At 64.1% G+C, this 15,178-nt stretch carries 14 protein-coding genes; 5 read left to right on the top strand and 9 right to left on the bottom strand.

The window, feature by feature from the left end; genetic code table 11:
• Positions 1–14 precede the first annotated feature (14 nt).
• From ABIB90_RS29190 to ABIB90_RS29180, 3 genes are all read right to left on the bottom strand, one after another.
• Entirely contained in the window at positions 15–824 is an 810-nt protein-coding gene (locus tag ABIB90_RS29190) for an ABC transporter permease (protein WP_007593901.1), read from the bottom strand.
• A gap of 342 nt (positions 825–1,166) precedes the next feature.
• Positions 1,167–1,826 carry a TetR/AcrR family transcriptional regulator gene (locus ABIB90_RS29185; RefSeq protein WP_007593902.1) on the bottom strand — a complete coding sequence of 220 codons (660 nt, stop codon included), beginning with the start codon at positions 1,824–1,826 and terminating at the stop codon, positions 1,167–1,169.
• 265 nt (positions 1,827–2,091) lie between these two features.
• Entirely contained in the window at positions 2,092–2,940 is an 849-nt protein-coding gene (locus ABIB90_RS29180; RefSeq protein ID WP_354163096.1) for a VOC family protein, read from the bottom strand.
• A 210-nt stretch (positions 2,941–3,150) separates the two neighbouring features.
• Here ABIB90_RS29180 and ABIB90_RS29175 point away from each other — a divergent pair, with 210 nt between their 5' ends.
• Both ABIB90_RS29175 and rbsK read left to right on the top strand, forming a co-directional pair.
• Complete coding sequence (locus ABIB90_RS29175) at positions 3,151–4,044, top strand: sugar kinase (protein WP_007593904.1); 894 nt, start codon at positions 3,151–3,153, stop codon at positions 4,042–4,044.
• Positions 4,045–4,076: 32 nt separating this feature from the next.
• Positions 4,077–4,985, top strand: coding sequence for a ribokinase (gene rbsK / locus ABIB90_RS29170; protein WP_354201824.1), 909 nt, complete (start codon positions 4,077–4,079; stop codon positions 4,983–4,985).
• A 160-nt stretch (positions 4,986–5,145) separates the two neighbouring features.
• Here rbsK and ABIB90_RS29165 read toward each other — a convergent pair whose 3' ends face one another.
• A complete protein-coding gene (locus ABIB90_RS29165; RefSeq protein WP_354163103.1) occupies positions 5,146–6,366 on the bottom strand; it encodes an NAD(P)/FAD-dependent oxidoreductase in 1,221 nt (406 codons plus the stop codon).
• 225 nt (positions 6,367–6,591) lie between these two features.
• On the opposite strand from ABIB90_RS29165, the gene ABIB90_RS29160 reads away from it, so the two are divergent.
• Entirely contained in the window at positions 6,592–7,386 is a 795-nt protein-coding gene (locus ABIB90_RS29160) for an enoyl-CoA hydratase/isomerase family protein (RefSeq protein WP_354201823.1), read from the top strand.
• Between the two features lie 17 nt (positions 7,387–7,403).
• Here ABIB90_RS29160 and ABIB90_RS29155 read toward each other — a convergent pair whose 3' ends face one another.
• The 4 genes from ABIB90_RS29155 to ABIB90_RS29140 all read right to left on the bottom strand — a co-directional run bounded on the left by ABIB90_RS29155 (position 7,404) and on the right by ABIB90_RS29140 (position 12,267).
• Positions 7,404–8,744, bottom strand: coding sequence for a TRAP transporter large permease (locus tag ABIB90_RS29155; protein ID WP_354201822.1), 1,341 nt, complete (start codon positions 8,742–8,744; stop codon positions 7,404–7,406).
• A complete protein-coding gene (locus tag ABIB90_RS29150) occupies positions 8,741–9,322 on the bottom strand; it encodes a TRAP transporter small permease (RefSeq protein ID WP_354201821.1) in 582 nt (193 codons plus the stop codon). The genes ABIB90_RS29155 and ABIB90_RS29150 overlap by 4 nt, the downstream gene beginning before the upstream one ends.
• Before the next feature lie 168 nt (positions 9,323–9,490).
• Positions 9,491–10,486, bottom strand: coding sequence for a TRAP transporter substrate-binding protein (locus tag ABIB90_RS29145; RefSeq protein WP_354201820.1), 996 nt, complete (start codon positions 10,484–10,486; stop codon positions 9,491–9,493).
• A gap of 68 nt (positions 10,487–10,554) precedes the next feature.
• The gene (locus ABIB90_RS29140) at positions 10,555–12,267 is read right to left on the bottom strand and encodes an IlvD/Edd family dehydratase (protein WP_354201819.1); all 1,713 of its coding nucleotides are present in this window, start codon (positions 12,265–12,267) and stop codon (positions 10,555–10,557) included.
• A gap of 175 nt (positions 12,268–12,442) precedes the next feature.
• Between ABIB90_RS29140 and ABIB90_RS29135 the strand changes: the two genes are divergently transcribed.
• Entirely contained in the window at positions 12,443–13,126 is a 684-nt protein-coding gene (locus ABIB90_RS29135) for a GntR family transcriptional regulator (protein ID WP_354127743.1), read from the top strand.
• 40 nt (positions 13,127–13,166) lie between these two features.
• On the opposite strand, the gene ABIB90_RS29130 is transcribed toward ABIB90_RS29135, so the two are convergent.
• Entirely contained in the window at positions 13,167–13,580 is a 414-nt protein-coding gene (locus ABIB90_RS29130) for a hypothetical protein (RefSeq protein ID WP_007593923.1), read from the bottom strand.
• 302 nt (positions 13,581–13,882) lie between these two features.
• On the opposite strand from ABIB90_RS29130, the gene ABIB90_RS29125 reads away from it, so the two are divergent.
• Entirely contained in the window at positions 13,883–15,154 is a 1,272-nt protein-coding gene (locus ABIB90_RS29125) for an MFS transporter (protein WP_354163119.1), read from the top strand.
• Positions 15,155–15,178: the final 24 nt, after the last annotated feature.

Raw genomic sequence — 15,178 nt, 5'->3', positions numbered from 1 at the left:
TGCTTTGGTTGTCGTCAAGAGGCGAAAATCACGTCCTCGCGCTGGCTGACATGCCAGGGAATGACCAGCTTCTCGATCCGGTCCACGATCCAGAACAGGATGACGCCGAGCAGCGCGAGGATCACGAGCGCTGCGAACATCGTCGGCAGGTCGAAGGTGCCGATCGAGCGCTGCATCACATAGCCGATGCCGGAATTGGAGCCGACGAACTCGCCGACGACGGCGCCGACCACGGCCAGCGTCACCGACACTTTGAGGCCGGAGAAGATCGCCGGTAGCGCATGCGGCAGGTTCACCGCGCAAAACACCTGGAAGCGGCTGCCCTGCATGGCGCGGGCGAGATCGACCATATCTGGATCGACCGATTTGAAGCCCTGCACGGCGGAGACCACCACGGGGAAGAAGCCGAGCAGGAACGCGGAAATGACTTTGGGAATGATGCCGAAGCCGAACCACACCACGAACAGCGGCGCGATCGCGATCTTCGGCACGGACTGAGAAAACACCAGCAGGGGATAGACGTAGCTCTCCACGGTCTTGGATCCCGCGATCAGCATCGCGATGGGGATACCGAACAGCGCCGAGAGCGCGAAGCCGCAGACGGTCGCATAAGTCGTCGGCCAGGACTGGCGCAGCAGTTCCGGCCAATCGGTGCGCAGCACCGCAATGACATCGCCCGGCGACGGGATCTGATAGGCGGGAATCTTGAACAGCCGGATCGCGAGATCCCAGGCCACGACGATGAACACCAGGAACAAAAACGGCCGGATCCAGGCCGCATTCAGCATCTTGGACACCGCACTCTGCGGCTTCAGCTCAGCCACGTCTCACTCCCGGTCGTCTTGTTCGTTGGGCGAGAAATTAACCCGTTGGGTAAATACTGTCCAGCGGTTTTCCTGCGACGTTTTGGGCGGGGGTTCCGCAAGGTTTGGGCGGGGGATCGCGGCGGAACGTGCCGTCCCTCCAAACATTCGGTGTCGTCCTGGCGAAGGCCAGGACCCATAACCACAGGGTGAAGTTTGGCGAAGGCTGGTCGTTCGGGATTGGCACCACGCGCGATCGATGGATCACGCGGTATGGGTCCTGGCCTTCGCCAGGACGACGTTGGGGGTGCAGTCCGACTCCACAATTTCCATTATCGCAAGCAGCGATACGACGAAGTCGCGCTAAACCGTCTGCACCACAGCGGCGCGCGATTTCGGCGTCTTGGTCATAGCTAACAGTGCGGCCGACTGTCCGGTCAGCGCTGCCAGCACGAGGCCGACCATGTGGTCTAGCCGCTCGTCCTTGGCGTCCTTGGCCAGCAGATCGCGACCGAAGATCACGCTGAGCGTCGCCGAGTTCGAGAGATAGAAGAAGCACAGCCCCGCGATCGAGATGTAGAGCTGGACAGGATCGACCGCGACCTTGAAGTCGCCGCCGGACACACCGCGCCGCACCACGGTGCCGATCATTTCGACGAAGGGCGAGTGCATCGACTTGACCTTGGTCGAGCGCTTCAGGTGCTTTGCACGGGCGAGATTTTCGGTCTGGAGCAGCGACAGGAATTCAGGATTGCGCAGGAAATAATTCCAGGTGAACTCGATCAGGCGGCGGATCGCCTCGGGCGGATCGAGATGCTCGAGATCGAGCCCGCGCTCCTCGCTGCGGATCTTGTCGTAGGCGCCTTCGAGCACCGCGAGATAGAGCTCGTCCTTGTTGCCGACGTGATAATACAGCATCCGCTTGTTGGCGCCGGCGTTGGCCGCGATGCGGTCGACGCGCGCACCGGCGAGCCCGTGCGCCGAGAATTCCTGCTTGGCGGCTTCGAGAATGCGCAGCCGCATCCCCTCGGGATCGCGCTGCCATTTCAGAGTTCGCTTTGCCGCTGCTTTCGCCAAACCGGGTGCTCGCTGGATGCTTCAAGACGCATGTAACACGCGCGCGGCGGTTTGAGAACGATCTCGTGCCCCGGACGCAGCGCAGCGCTTCTTCAGCGGTGCGCTGCAGAGCCGGGGCCCATATCAATGAGAGGTCGCCGCCTTCTGGGTCCCGGCTCTGCGCAGCAGCGCTGCGCGCTGCAGCGCGTCCGGGACACGAAGAGAGCGGAGATCAATCCACCGGCTTCGGCGAGCGCTCCAGCAGGACCGTCTGGATGCCGCAGGTGCCGGTCCTGACCGTCATCACCCGCGTGCCCGGCTTGCGGCCGTTGCGCACTTCGCTGACGTCGAGGCCGGCGGCGATCAGGCGGGCGCGCGTGGCGTCGATGTCGGTCACCCGCCAGCTCAGGCCCCAGAGGCGGTCATGCAGGGGATCGCCGCCCGCAACAGGGCGGCGCACCAGCTCGACGACGAGATCGCCGCAGCGGAAGAACATCAGCTGGCCCCAATCCTGGTGGGAGCGGTCGAGCGCCAGATCGAGCCCGAGCCGCGCGCCATACAGCGCGGCGGCACGATCGGAGTCCTCCGTGGTGATCACGACGTGGTCGAGTGCATCGATCGGCCCGATATCGGTCGCCGGCGAAAGCGGACGCTCATCAGCCAGTTCGAGGAAAAACATGCGCACGCCGCGCGTGAGCTCCGTGGCGGCGCGCGTCCGCTTCCAGTGCAGGACCGCGCCGCTCTCCGCGTCGCTGCTTTCGACCTCGGCAACCGGATCCGGCTTGAGCGCCACCCGCTCCAGCCGCCGGTGCATTTTGCTCATGTCCGCGACACGAAAGCACAGGCTGGCGAGCACGCCTTCCTGGTCGCCGAGCAACGCGCGCATGCGGTCGGCGGTCACGCTGAAGCCGTTCGGCGCCATCAATTCGATCGTCATGTTGGCGAGAGTGAACAGCACCCGATCTGCGCCCTCGCCCGAATTCTGCCAGGCCGGCGCGCGCCCGAGCAGCGTCTGATAGGCCGCCCTGGCCGCACCGATATCCCTGACCAGTGCGACGACGTGATCGAGGCCGGTGATCATGCTACCCCCTGTTGAACGGCCCGGAACCGTGGACCGAGAGACGGCGTTTGTCCGGGCTTGGCATTGTCCGGTGATGGTCGTATTCCGGCCGCATGCCGACCTCAAGCACTCCGGGCGGCGGTTTTGCGAATAATTTCAGCGGTCCCGCGGCGGAACCGGTGTTACAGTAAGCGCGCCGGCCGGGACCACAAAGCGCATCACGGACAAGCAATGCAGGCTCTCTTCATCGGACAGACCTATATCGACGTCGTCTTCATCACCGACCACATGCCGACCGGCGACGAGAAGCACGTGGCCTCCGACTACGCGGTTTCCTTCGGCGGCAATGCGGTGACCGCGGCGTTCTGCTGCGCCAAGCTCGGCATCGTGCCCGATCTGATCGCGACCGCGGCCAATGACTGGCTCGGCCGCATGTTCATGGACATGTGCGCGAAATACGCGATCTCGCTGCATGGGCGGAAGGTCAACCAGTCCTCGCTGTCCTTCATCATGCCAAAGGACGGCAAGCGCGCCATCGTCCGCTGCCGCGACGACGACCACATCCATCCGTTCCCGATGCTCAATCTCGGCGGCTGCCGCGCGCTGCATGTCGACGGCCATCAGCCCGATGCCGCGATCCACTACGCAAAAGTCTGCCGCGAGGCCGGCATTCTGACCTCGCTCGACGGTGGCGGCCTTCGCACCAACACGCATGAGCTATTGGAATTCATCGACGTCGCGATCGTCGCCGAGCGCCTGTGCGAGCAGATGGACCTGACGCCGGAGAAGATGCTGGACTATCTCAAGAGCCGCGGCTGCAAGATCGGCGGCATCACCATGGGCGAGAAGGGCCTGCTCTGGTACGACGAGACTGGAACGGTGCAGGTGATGCCGGCGATGCCGATTCCGCGCGAGCGCGTGATCGACACCAACGGCGCCGGCGACGTCTTTCACGGCGCCTATGTCTATTCTTATCTCGCCCATCCCGGCAAAAGCTGGCGCGAGCATTTCGATTTTGCCCGGGCAGCCTCGACCTTCAAGATCCAGCGTCTCGGCAACGAAGCCGGCCTGCCGACGCTTGTCGACATCGCCAAGGTCAGGCACGAGTTCGAGGTCAGGGTCTAGCGTTCGCCGAGGTCTCTCATCTGAGGTTTCTTATGGGGCGCGTCTTCGTCGCCGGCAGCATCAACATGGATGTGGTGGCGACAGCCGATCGCCATCCGAAGGTCGGCGAGACCGTCGCCGGCAAGCAGGTGCTGTATTTTCCGGGTGGCAAGGGCGCCAACCAGGCGGTCGCGGCATCGCGGCTTGGCGCGCGGACCACGTTGATCGGGCGGCTCGGCAAGGATTCATTCGGCGGTGAGCTGAGGACGTTCCTGGGTGCGCAAGGCATCGATCTCGATTTTGTCGATGAGACCACCGAGGCGCACACCGGCACCGCCATCATCACGGTGGCGGAGGCCGACAACACCATCGTCGTCATTCCCGGCAGCAATGCGCTCGTCAGTGTCGATGACGTCGCGGCCGTCCCGCTGGCGAAGGGCGATGTCGCGGTCAGCCAATTCGAGATCCCGCTGCCGACGATCGCCGCGTTCTTCCGGCGGGCTCGCGACGCCGGCGCTACGACGCTGCTCAATCCAGCTCCGGCACAAACCATGTCGAGCGAATTGCTCGCGCTCATCGACATTCTCGTGCTGAACGAGACCGAGCTCGGCCTCCTCGCCGGCGTGGAGTTGTTCGACAGTAACGAGGCCGCGCGGATCCTCGACGTCGCGCGAAAACTTCAGGCGCGGGAGGATCAGACCATCTGCGTGACCCTCGGCAAGCGCGGCGTGCTGGCGCTCGCGGGACGCGAGGAGATTTCGGTGCAAGGCCGCGTGGTGAAGGCGATCGACACCACAGGCGCAGGCGATTGTTTTGTGGGAGCGCTCGCGGCGCAACTCGCCGACGGCGTCGACTTGCGCGCGGCACTCGCCTTCGCCAATGCCGCCGCCTCGATCTCCGTGCAGCGCATGGGCGCCGGGCCGTCGATGCCGACGGCCGCGGAAGTCGGCGCGGTGATGTAGGCCGCGCGCTTTCTTCACCTCGCCCCGCTTGCGGGGAGAGGTCGGATTGCAAAGCAATCCGGGTGAGGGGGAGTCTCCGCGAGTCCAACTGTCGCCGTCCCCGTGGAGAGTCCCCCTCACCCCGACCCTCTCCCCGCAAGCGGGGCGAGGGAGAAGAGACTCACCCCAGCGCGCCCTTCAGGTCAAAGCTTTCATCGGCGGCCTGCTCCGGGGTGATCGAGCGATCCAGGCCGAACAGGCGGCGGCCGAACATGTGGTCGCCGGCGCGGTTGATGGATTCGATGCCGAGCAGGCTATCGCCCTTGTAGCAGAACGCCGAGAACGCCTTCCTGGCGGGATCGCCGCGCAGCACGACGCGGTCGTAGCCGGTGGTGAGGCCCGCGATCTGGAGCTTGTCCTCGCCCTGGTCGCTCCAGAACCAGGGATGGCTGTCATAGGCCTTCCGGTCGCCAGTCAGCCGCGCCGCGAGGCAGCGCGCGTGATCAGTGGCATTCTGCACCGATTCCAGCCGCTGCGATCCGCCGAAGCGCGGGCTCTTGAACAGCGCGCAATCGCCGATCGCCGAGATATCGGGATCGGCCGTCGCGAGATATTCGTCGACAATGATACCGGCCGCGACCGGCAGCCCCGCCTCCGCCGCAAGCTCGATGTTCGGCAGCACGCCGACGCCGACCACAACGAGATCCGCCGGCAAATGCCTTCCGTCACTCAAGGAGACGCCGGTGACCTTGCCGTCCTCCGCCTCGATGGACGTTGCCTGCACGCCGAGGTGAATGCGGATGCCGGCCTCGCGATGCCGCGCCTGAAAATACTCCGAGACCTCCGCCGTCACCGCGCGCGCCATTACGCGCGGGGCGAGTTCGAGCACGTCGACCTCTAGCCCCTTGATCCGCGCGGTGGCCGCGAATTCGAGGCCGATAAAGCCCGCGCCGATCACCACGATCCGCGTCTTCGACGGCATGATCTGCCGCAGCGCCTCGCTGTCGTCGAGGATGCGCAGATATTTCACGTCCGGAAGGTTGGCATTGGGCAGATCGAGCAGCCGGTTGCGGGCGCCGGTCGCCAGCACGAGGTGGCCGTAGGGCAGCGTTTCGCCCGAGGCGAGCAGCACCTTGCGCCCCGCGCGGTCGATCGACACGGCGCGGCCCGCGACCAGCTCGATGGTCTGGTCCTGGTAGAATTTCTCCGGCCGGAACGTCAGGCTCTCCGGCCCGGCCACGCCCTTGATATAGGCCTTGGACAGCGGCGGCCGCTGATAGGGCAGATGCGCCTCGTCGTTGATCAGGCAGATCGCAGCGGAAAAGCCCGCCTGGCGCAGGGATGCCGCGACCTGGTAGCCGCCATGGCCGGCACCGACAATGATCACCGGGCCATCGGTCATTGGACAGCCCATTTCCGCAAGACACGAGCGTCACCCATGTCGTCTCCTCTCTCGCTGATTTTGGCTTGCTTGCCCAGGAGGAGCCGGCGCTCGTGTCCGTCCCTGACGAAGGCAGGCCCATTTGAACCTATCGTTCCGGCTTGCGCAAGGGCGGCCGGCGGGGATTGTCACCCCTTGCCTTCTGCGATTTAGTCGCACGAACGATCTCATGCCGGGGATTCCAAGATGCCAGCTCCCATCTCTCAGCCCGACGATCCCGCCTTGTTGCGGATCGATGGCCCGATCGCGACCATCACGCTCAACCGGCCCGCCGCGTTCAATTCGATCAATCTGGCGATTGCACAAAAACTCGAACAGCTTGCGGCTTACATCGAGGGCGAGGATGGCATCAAGGTTTTGGTGATTGAGGGCGAAGGCCGCGCCTTCTCGGCCGGCGGCGATCTGCAGACGATCGGTGCCGCGGCCGAGGCCAATACGGTGACGCCTGTCGTCGGCGAGCTATTGAAGCACTATCATGCCTTCATCGAGATCATCCGGCGCATGCCGAAGGTCTCGCTGTCGAGCGTGCACGGCTCGGCGGCCGGCGCCGGCATGGGCCTCGCCTTCGTCACCGATCTCTGCATCGCCGCGGAGGATGCCAAATTCACGCCGGCTTATGCCAAGATCGGGGTGTCGCCGGATGGCGGATCTACGGTCGGCATCGTCAACACGGTCGGCTCCCGCCGCGCGCTGCAGATTTTCCTGGCTGAGGATAATTTTACCGCGCAGCAGGCCCATGAATGGGGCCTGGTTGCGAAGGTCGTTCCCGCCGCCGAGCTGAAGGCGGCAACGCGAACTCTCGCCGAGCGGCTGGCGCAGAACCCGATCGCCGCGATTGCCGGCACCAAATCGCTGGTCTACCAGGCCGCCACGACGCCGGTGAAGCAGCAGCTCGACGCCGAGGAGCACAAAATCATCATGGCAATGAACACGGAGGAGTTTCGAACCGCTGTGAAGAAATTCACCAGCAAGAGCAAGTAGCGTTCACTCAAGCAGGCTTACTTGGGACAGATGTATCCAGTCCCCGCCGGCGACTTGAAGCAGCCGACCGATTCCGGCAGCACTTGCCGCGGCAGCCACAGCACCACGCTCGGGAAATAGATCGCAAACGCGATCGTCCCGAGGAACACCAGATAGATCGGCAACGCGGCGCGTAGCGCCTTTGCGAAACTGACGCCGACGAATTTCGACGCCATCAGCAGCACTAGGCCATACGGCGGCGTGATCAGGCCGAAGGCGAGCGTCGCGATAAGCACCACGCCCATGTGAACGGCGTTGATGTCGCCGGCTTCCGTCAGCGTGTTGACCAGCGGCATGAAGATGATGATGGTCGGCACCGGCTCGATGAAATCGCCGACGATCGTGAACAGCAGCACCATCAGCAGCATGATCAAATGCGGATCGTTGCCGGCGATCGAGGTGATGACTTCGGCGATGTAGCTTGCACCGCGCAAATAGGCGAGCATCCAGCCGAACGCATTGGCGGCGCCGATCGTGATCAGCGGCAGCGAGAAGATCAGGCCCGCAAGGCAGAAATCGTACGGAATCTTCCTGATATGGCCGCGGTTGAGCGCGGGGATCACGACCGCGACAATCCAGACCACCGCAACGACGCCGGCTTCCGTCGGCGTGAACCAGCCGGTCAGAATGCCTCCTAACAGGATCAATGGGATCATCAGCGGTAGCGCCGCATCGCCGGCCGCGAACACCACCTGCCGCAGCGGCGCGCGCGGCTTGCGCAGGCCGGACGGGCCGAAGAAATAGCAATAGATCATCAACCCGAAGCCGATCATCAGGCCCGGCACGACGCCTGCCATGAACAGGCCGGCGATCGAGACGTTGCCGACGGCGCCATAGACCACCGCGGTGATACTCGGCGGCACCAGCGCCGCAATCGTCGATGCGGATGCGATGATCGCGGCGATGAAGGCGGGCTCGTAGCCCTCGCGCTTCATCGGGCCGCCCAGCGCGCGGCTCATCACGGCGACGTCGGCGGTGGTCGAGCCCGACATTTCCGAGAAGAACATGCTGAAGACGACCACGACCTGGGACAGTCCGCCCCTGATATGCCCGACCAGTGACACAGAGAGGTTGGCTATCCGGACCACCACATTGGCCGAGTTCATGAGCTCGCCGACCAGCAGGAAAAACGGGATCGCCAGCAGCGCCTCGGAATCGACGCCGTCGAAGATCTTCTGGATGATCGCGGCGAGCGAGACGTCCGACAGCAGCGCGCCGATGAAGACGCCGGCCATCAGCGAGAACGGCACGGGCACGCCGAGATAGCCGAAGGACAGGAAGCAGACCGTCATCAACGCCAGAACGATGGGTGCGCTCACGGCTGCGCCCTCATCTGCGCGTCGGTGATGACAGGCGCCCCGTCATCCTCTTCGGGCGGCTCGGGGTGGTCAAAGCCGTTGCGCACGCCGTTGACGAGCTGTTCGATGGTGAACAGGCCGATCAGCACGCCCGACAGCGGAATGATCGCGTAGAGCGAGGCGATCGGCGTGCCCGACGGCAGGCGAAAACTGCCGAAGCCGCGAAGATAGTTCTGATAGCCGTACACGATCAAGCAGAAGGCGACGCCAAGCACCACGATCCGGATGATGATCTCGACGATCAGACGCGGCGTGGCGTGCATCGCCTCGGAGATCGCGGTGAGATAGAGGTGGTCGTTGCGCCGCGTCGCAGCCGCTGTGCCGACGAAGATGGCGTAGATGAACAATGTCGAGGTCACTTCCTGGAGCCAGAGCCAGGGATGGCCGATGGTGCGGGTGACGATGTCGGCGGTCACCGACAGCGAGAAGCCGAAGCAGAGCACGCCGCAGAGGATCATCAGCGCGAGCTCGAGCCAGTCGAGCCCGCGCCATTTGAGGTGGCGTTGGCGTTGCACCAGCAGTTTTTCGGCGATGGGCATTGTTGCTCCCGGCTGCGGGTTTTCTGAACCTCTCCCGCTTGCGGGAGAGGTCGGCGCGAAGCGCCGGGTGAGGGCTCTCTCCTCATCGGGAGTCTCTCCGCGGAGACACCCTCTCCCCTACCCTCTCCCGCAGGCGGGAGAGGGAGCGCACCGTCTTTCGGCATCACGTCAATTGATCGAGCGGATCAAATCCTTGATCTTCTCGGCGTGCGGGCCGAGCTCCTTGGCGAGCTTGTCGAGATAGGGATCGGCGACCGCCGTGAAGCTCTTCTTGTCGACGTTGTCGACGATCTTCACGCCCATCTTCTTGAGCTTCTCCGCCGCGGTGCGTTCGAGGTCGAAGGCCTTCTGCGGCTCCTTGGAGCTGACCTCGTTCCCCGCCGCCTGCACCCAGCCCTTCTGCTCCGCCGACAGGCTCTGCCAGAGCTTGTCGGAGATGAACACCAGCGCGTTGTTGGCTTCGTGCTCGGTGATGTTCAGGACCGGCGCGACCTCGTAGTGCTTGTTAACGAGGTAGACGTTGATGCTGTTCTCGGCGACGTCGACGACGCCGGTCTGCAAGCTCGTGTAGACGCTCCCGAACGGCATGTGCACGGTTTGGGCGCCGTAGGCCGGGAACATGGTGTCCTCGGTCGCGGTCGCCTGCACCCGGATCTTCAGGCCCTTGATGTCACCGACGTTATGGATCTCCTTCTTGGAGTACATGTGGCGCACGCCCTGCGAACCGGTCGCGATCACATGCAGGCCCTGCGTGGTCTCGTCGATCATGGTCTTGAGCGCTGCGAACACTTTTGGATCGGCCAGACCCTTGACCACGTGGTTCTCGTCGCGGAAGAGGAAGTGCAACGACATCACGCCCGCTTGCGGCGAGATCGTCGCGGTGTTCGCCGAGGAGATGATCGCAAATTCGACGTCGCCCGCTTTCACGAGCTGGAGCACCTGCGGCTCCTGCCCGAGCTGCGCGCCCGGATACTGGTCGATGATCATGGTGCCTTTGCTCAATTCCTTGAGCTTTTCGGCAAAGAGGTCGCCCGCGATGGAGTAGCCGGTATTGCGCGGCTGGTCGTAGGCAAAGCGATAATGCTTCACCTCCTGTGCCGACGCGCTCGTTACGAAGAGAACAGCGGCCGTTGCCACCAGCCCAAGCATGGATCGTGCAATCATCGTTTCCCCCTGTTTTATCGCTCGCCGCTTTAGCGGTCTAAGCGTTCGTTCGGGTGGTTGGTCACCCCTTATCCCGTCTTCTTCCCAGTTCTCTGCATAAAATCGAAATCGCAGCCCTCGTCGGCCTGCATGATGGTCTCGTTGAACAGCCAGGCATAGCCGCGCCGCGCCTCGTCGGGAGCGGCTGCCGGGTTCAATAAGGCATGGCGCCGTTCCAGCTCGGCCGCATCGACCAGCAGCTCGATGCTGCGCTTGGCGACGTCGAGCCGGATCATGTCGCCGTTCTTCACCAGCGCCAGCGGCCCGCCGACGGCGGATTCCGGCGTGATGTGCAGCACGATGGTGCCGAACGCGGTGCCGCTCATGCGCGCGTCGGAAATGCGCACCATGTCCTTGGTGCCGCCACGCGCGAGCTTCTTCGGGATCGGCAGATAGCCCGCCTCGGGCATGCCGGGCGCGCCCTTGGGCCCGGCATTGCGCAGCACCAGCACATCATCGGCGGTGACGTCGAGATCGGGATCGTCAACCCGCAGCGTCATATCCTCGACGGATTCGAACACCACGGCACGTCCGGTGTGCTGCAACAGTTTTGGGCTTGCAGCTGACTGCTTGATCACCGCGCCGCGCGGGGCGAGGTTACCGTGCAGGACGGCGAGGCCGCCTTCCTTCTTGATCGGATTGTCGCGCGCGCGGATCACGTCCTGGCCGGGTACGTGTTCCGCGTTGGCGGCGACATCGCGCAGGCTCTCGCCCGTGATGGTCTTCGCGTCGAGATCGACGAGGTCACCAAGCTGCGCCAGCAGTTTCGGCACGCCGCCGGCGTGATGGAAATGCTCCATGTAATGCTCGCCGGACGGCTTGAGATCGATCAGCACCGGCACCTCGCGGCCGATCTGGTCGAACACGCCGAGGTCGAGCCGGTGCGGCGAGCGATGTGCCATCGCGGTCAAATGAATCAGGCCGTTGGTCGAGCCGCCGATCGCCTGGAGCACGACTTGGGCATTCCTAAAAGATGCAGGCGTCAGCACCTCGCTCGGCTTCGGACCCTTGGTCTTGGCCATCTCGGCGGCCACCCTGCCGCTCGCCTCGGCAAGCCGAAAGCGCTCCGCATGCGGCGCGGGGATCGTCGCGCTCATCGGCAGCGACAGACCCATGGCCTCGATCATGCAGGCCATGGTGGAGGCCGTGCCCATCACCATGCAGGTGCCAACCGACGGCGCGAGACGGCCGTTGACCGCCTCGATCTCAATGTCATCCATTTCGCCGGCGCGATACTTGCCCCAGAGACGGCGGCAATCGGTGCAAGCGCCCAGCACCTCGCCCTTGTGATGACCAACCACCATGGGGCCAACGGGAATGACCACCGTCGGCAGATCGGCGCTGATTGCGGCCATCACCTGCGCCGGCAGTGTCTTGTCGCAGCCGCCGATGACGATCACCGAATCCATCGGCTGGGCGCGGATCATCTCCTCGGTGTCCATCGCCATCAGATTGCGCAGATACATCGAGGTCGGATGCGCAAAGCTCTCGGCGATCGAGATAGTCGGGAACACGAACGGCATCGCGCCCGACAGCATCACGCCGCGCTTGGCGGCCTCGATGATCTGCGGGACGTTGCCGTGGCAGGGATTGTAGTCGCTATAGGTGTTGGTGATGCCGACGATCGGGCGCTCCAGCGCGTCGTCGGAATAGCCCATGGCCTTGATGAACGCCTTGCGCAGGAACAGCGAGAAGCCGGCATCGCCATAGCTTGTCAGCCCTTTGCGCAACCCACTCGTCATCATACCGCTCCCATTACCGGGTCATTGTCGTACAGCCTGCCCCTTGATTGTCAATAAGGCAGACGTCAAACCTGCTATTTTGGCCGTCGACGCCCCGGTGATGACCAGATTATTGACAATCCAAGCCTTCCCTGCTCCACAGGACGGACCGGCCGAGCGCCGGGAGGCCGAGGGCATGTCCGACACTCACACCGCAGATGCCACGATGGTCCGGCGCGACGATCCGGACGACATCGTCGCGCGGCTCGAAGAGGACATCATCTTCGGCCGCCTCGCGCCCGGCGCGCGCCTGACCGAGGACGCGCTGATGTCGGCTTACGGCACCTCGCGGCACTTCGTGCGCCAGGCGCTGGTGGATGCCGAGCGCCGCGGCATCGTCCGCCGTGAGAAGAATGTCGGCGCCACCGTGCGGTTCTATTCGGCCGAAGAGGTCCGGCAGATCTACGAGGTCCGGGAGATGCTGACCCGGCAGGCGGCGCTGATGATCCCCCTGCCCGCACAGCAAGGCCTGATCGACGAGCTCTCCGCATTGCAGCGGCAATATTGCGCGCGAGCGGATTTGCAGGACCTGCGTGGCATCCATGAAGCCAATGACGCCTTCCACCTCGCGCTGTTCTCGGCCTGCGGAAATCCGTATCTGGTGCGCTCGCTGCAGGACTACATGAACCTGACGCTGCCGATGCGCGCCAAGAATCTCGCCGACCGAGACGGCCTGGCGCAATCACGGCGCCAGCACGAGCTGATGATCGAGCTGTTGAAAGGCCGCGACAGCTGGGCGCTGGCCCAGCTCTGCGTCGATCATATGCAGTTCAGCAAGAAGGATTATCTGGCGCGGATTGCGGGTGAGGCCGAGCGCTAGCGCGTGCGCCCGTCAGGCCATGGCAAGCCAAGTCGCAGGTTCAGTACCGTCTTAGCAGGCCGCGCTCCACGCTGGTATCACCATAGTCGGCGCAGGCCGCTTTCGGGTCGTTGATCAACTGCGCTCGGATGCGCCTGAACGTTTTGGCGGCCGCGTCGGACACCTCGATGCGGAATTTACCGGCATCGTAGTTTTCGCCGTCGCGGGCCTTGATGGCTGCCGCATAGGCGTCGATCATCGCCATCGCGGCATCCGTGCTGCCGAGAAGTCGGGCGCCGAGCTGGACACTGCCGGCACCATTGACCTCGTAGCCGACGCATCGTTGTTCGAGCACCGCGGACGCGGTGACGAGCTGGTCGAGAAACGTCGCCTCGGCGTCGCTGAGCATCGCGGCTCGCGCCGGGGCCGACATGATCAGCGCGAGCAGTACGACGGCTGGCAATTTGATTTTCATTGTTCTGACTCTCGCCGCCGCAATCGAACCGTGATCGCGGCACCGGCTGCCGAAATGCGATCGCGCAGATCGAGAACCAAATGCCGAAGGCAAGGTTGACCTGGATCAATGGGCAGGGCGGCCAAGCCAAAGCTCGGCCCCCGCATGCGCTCGTCCTCAATGAACCGGGGGCCACCGCGTCGTGATGGACATCAAAACCGTTTGTCAACCTATCGAAATAGCGCGCCGTCGGAAATAGATAGGACCGGCGTCCAGCCGCGAATCGCACGTTCTTCCCCGTATTCCCTCCCGAATGAAATGCCATGACCGAACAAACCCTGACCGAGCCGATCGTCGAGCCGCAGGAGCGATCCCGCGGCTTTACGCGCTACCAGACGATCCTCGTTGCGCTGCTGGCGCTGGTCCAGTTCACGATCATCATCGATTTCATGATCATGTCGCCGCTCGGCGCCATCATGATGCCGGCGCTCGATATTTCGGCCGCTCAGTTCGGCGTGGCGGTCTCGGCCTATGCGTTCAGCGCGGGAATTTCCGGCATCCTGGCGGCCGGCTTCGCCGACCGGTTCGACCGCAAACGGCTGCTGTTGTTCTTCTACGCCGGCTTCACCCTCGGCACGGCGCTGTGCGCGATCGCGCCCAACTATCATCTGTTGCTGCTGGGGCGGATCGTGACCGGCCTGTTCGGCGGCGTGATCGGCTCGGTCGTGCTCGCCATCGTCACCGATCTGTTCACGCTGCAATTGCGCGGCCGCGTCATGGGTTTCGTGCAAACCGCCTTCGCTGCAAGCCAGGTGCTGGGCATCCCAGCCGGCCTTTTCCTCGCCAACCAGTGGAACTGGCACGTCGCGTTCGGCGCGCTGGTCGGCCTGTCGGTGATCGGGATGATCGCCGTGATGCTCCTGATGAAGCCGGTGAACGGCCATCTCGGGCTGAAGCAGGATCGAAACCCGTTCCGGCATCTGATCGCAACGGTCTCTCAGCCGCGTTATTGGATGGCGTTCTCGGTGACGACCCTGCTGGCGACCGGCGGCTACATGCTGATGCCGTTCGGCAGCGCCTACACCGTGCACAATCTCGGCATCGACATCGTGCATCTGCCGACGATCTATCTCGTCTCCGGGCTGTTCAGCATTGTCATCGGCCCGCTGGTGGGACGCGCGAGCGATGCCTTCGGCAAATACCCGACCTTCGTCTTCGGCAGCGCGATGTCCATCGTCATGGTGCTGATCTACACCCATCTCGGCGAGGTGAGCCTGACGGTCGCGATCCTGGTCAACGTCCTGATGTTCGTCGGCATCTTCTCCCGCATGATCCCATCGCAGGCGCTGATTTCCGCAATCCCCGAGCCGGCGCAACGCGGCTCCTTCAGCGCGGTCGGCGCGTCGCTGCAGCAGCTCTCCGGCGGGCTCGGCTCCGTGCTCGCCGCCGCGCTGATCGCGCAGGATCCCGACGGTACGCTCCGGCACTTCGACCGGCTGGGATACGTCGTCGTGACGACGGCGGTGATTTCCCTGATCCTGATGTACTTTGTGCAGCGGCCCATCGCGGCCCAGGCCGGCAAACGCGTTGTCTAGGGCGTCGTTTCCGACGCCCTAGAT

Origin of the sequence: Bradyrhizobium sp. JR4.1, from assembly GCF_040548605.1 — a bacterium.
In the GTDB taxonomy this organism is placed as follows: domain Bacteria; phylum Pseudomonadota; class Alphaproteobacteria; order Rhizobiales; family Xanthobacteraceae; genus Bradyrhizobium; species Bradyrhizobium canariense.
Note: the sequence above shows the minus strand (reverse complement) of the source record. Positions and strands in the feature narration are given on the sequence as shown.

Coding starts and splice junctions, on each gene's coding strand:
- ABIB90_RS29160 (WP_354201823.1), top strand. CDS start 6,592: ATGCCAGCTCCCATCTCTCAGCCCGACGATCCCGCCTTGTTGCGGATC.
- ABIB90_RS29135 (WP_354127743.1), top strand. CDS start 12,443: ATGTCCGACACTCACACCGCAGATGCCACGATGGTCCGGCGCGACGAT.
- ABIB90_RS29130 (WP_007593923.1), bottom strand. CDS start 13,580: ATGAAAATCAAATTGCCAGCCGTCGTACTGCTCGCGCTGATCATGTCG.
- ABIB90_RS29165 (WP_354163103.1), bottom strand. CDS start 6,366: ATGACCGATGGCCCGGTGATCATTGTCGGTGCCGGCCATGGCGGCTAC.
- ABIB90_RS29140 (WP_354201819.1), bottom strand. CDS start 12,267: ATGACGAGTGGGTTGCGCAAAGGGCTGACAAGCTATGGCGATGCCGGC.
- ABIB90_RS29125 (WP_354163119.1), top strand. CDS start 13,883: ATGACCGAACAAACCCTGACCGAGCCGATCGTCGAGCCGCAGGAGCGA.
- ABIB90_RS29185 (WP_007593902.1), bottom strand. CDS start 1,826: ATGCGGCTGCGCATTCTCGAAGCCGCCAAGCAGGAATTCTCGGCGCAC.
- rbsK (WP_354201824.1), top strand. CDS start 4,077: ATGGGGCGCGTCTTCGTCGCCGGCAGCATCAACATGGATGTGGTGGCG.
- ABIB90_RS29175 (WP_007593904.1), top strand. CDS start 3,151: ATGCAGGCTCTCTTCATCGGACAGACCTATATCGACGTCGTCTTCATC.
- ABIB90_RS29145 (WP_354201820.1), bottom strand. CDS start 10,486: ATGATTGCACGATCCATGCTTGGGCTGGTGGCAACGGCCGCTGTTCTC.
- ABIB90_RS29180 (WP_354163096.1), bottom strand. CDS start 2,940: ATGATCACCGGCCTCGATCACGTCGTCGCACTGGTCAGGGATATCGGT.
- ABIB90_RS29150 (WP_354201821.1), bottom strand. CDS start 9,322: ATGCCCATCGCCGAAAAACTGCTGGTGCAACGCCAACGCCACCTCAAA.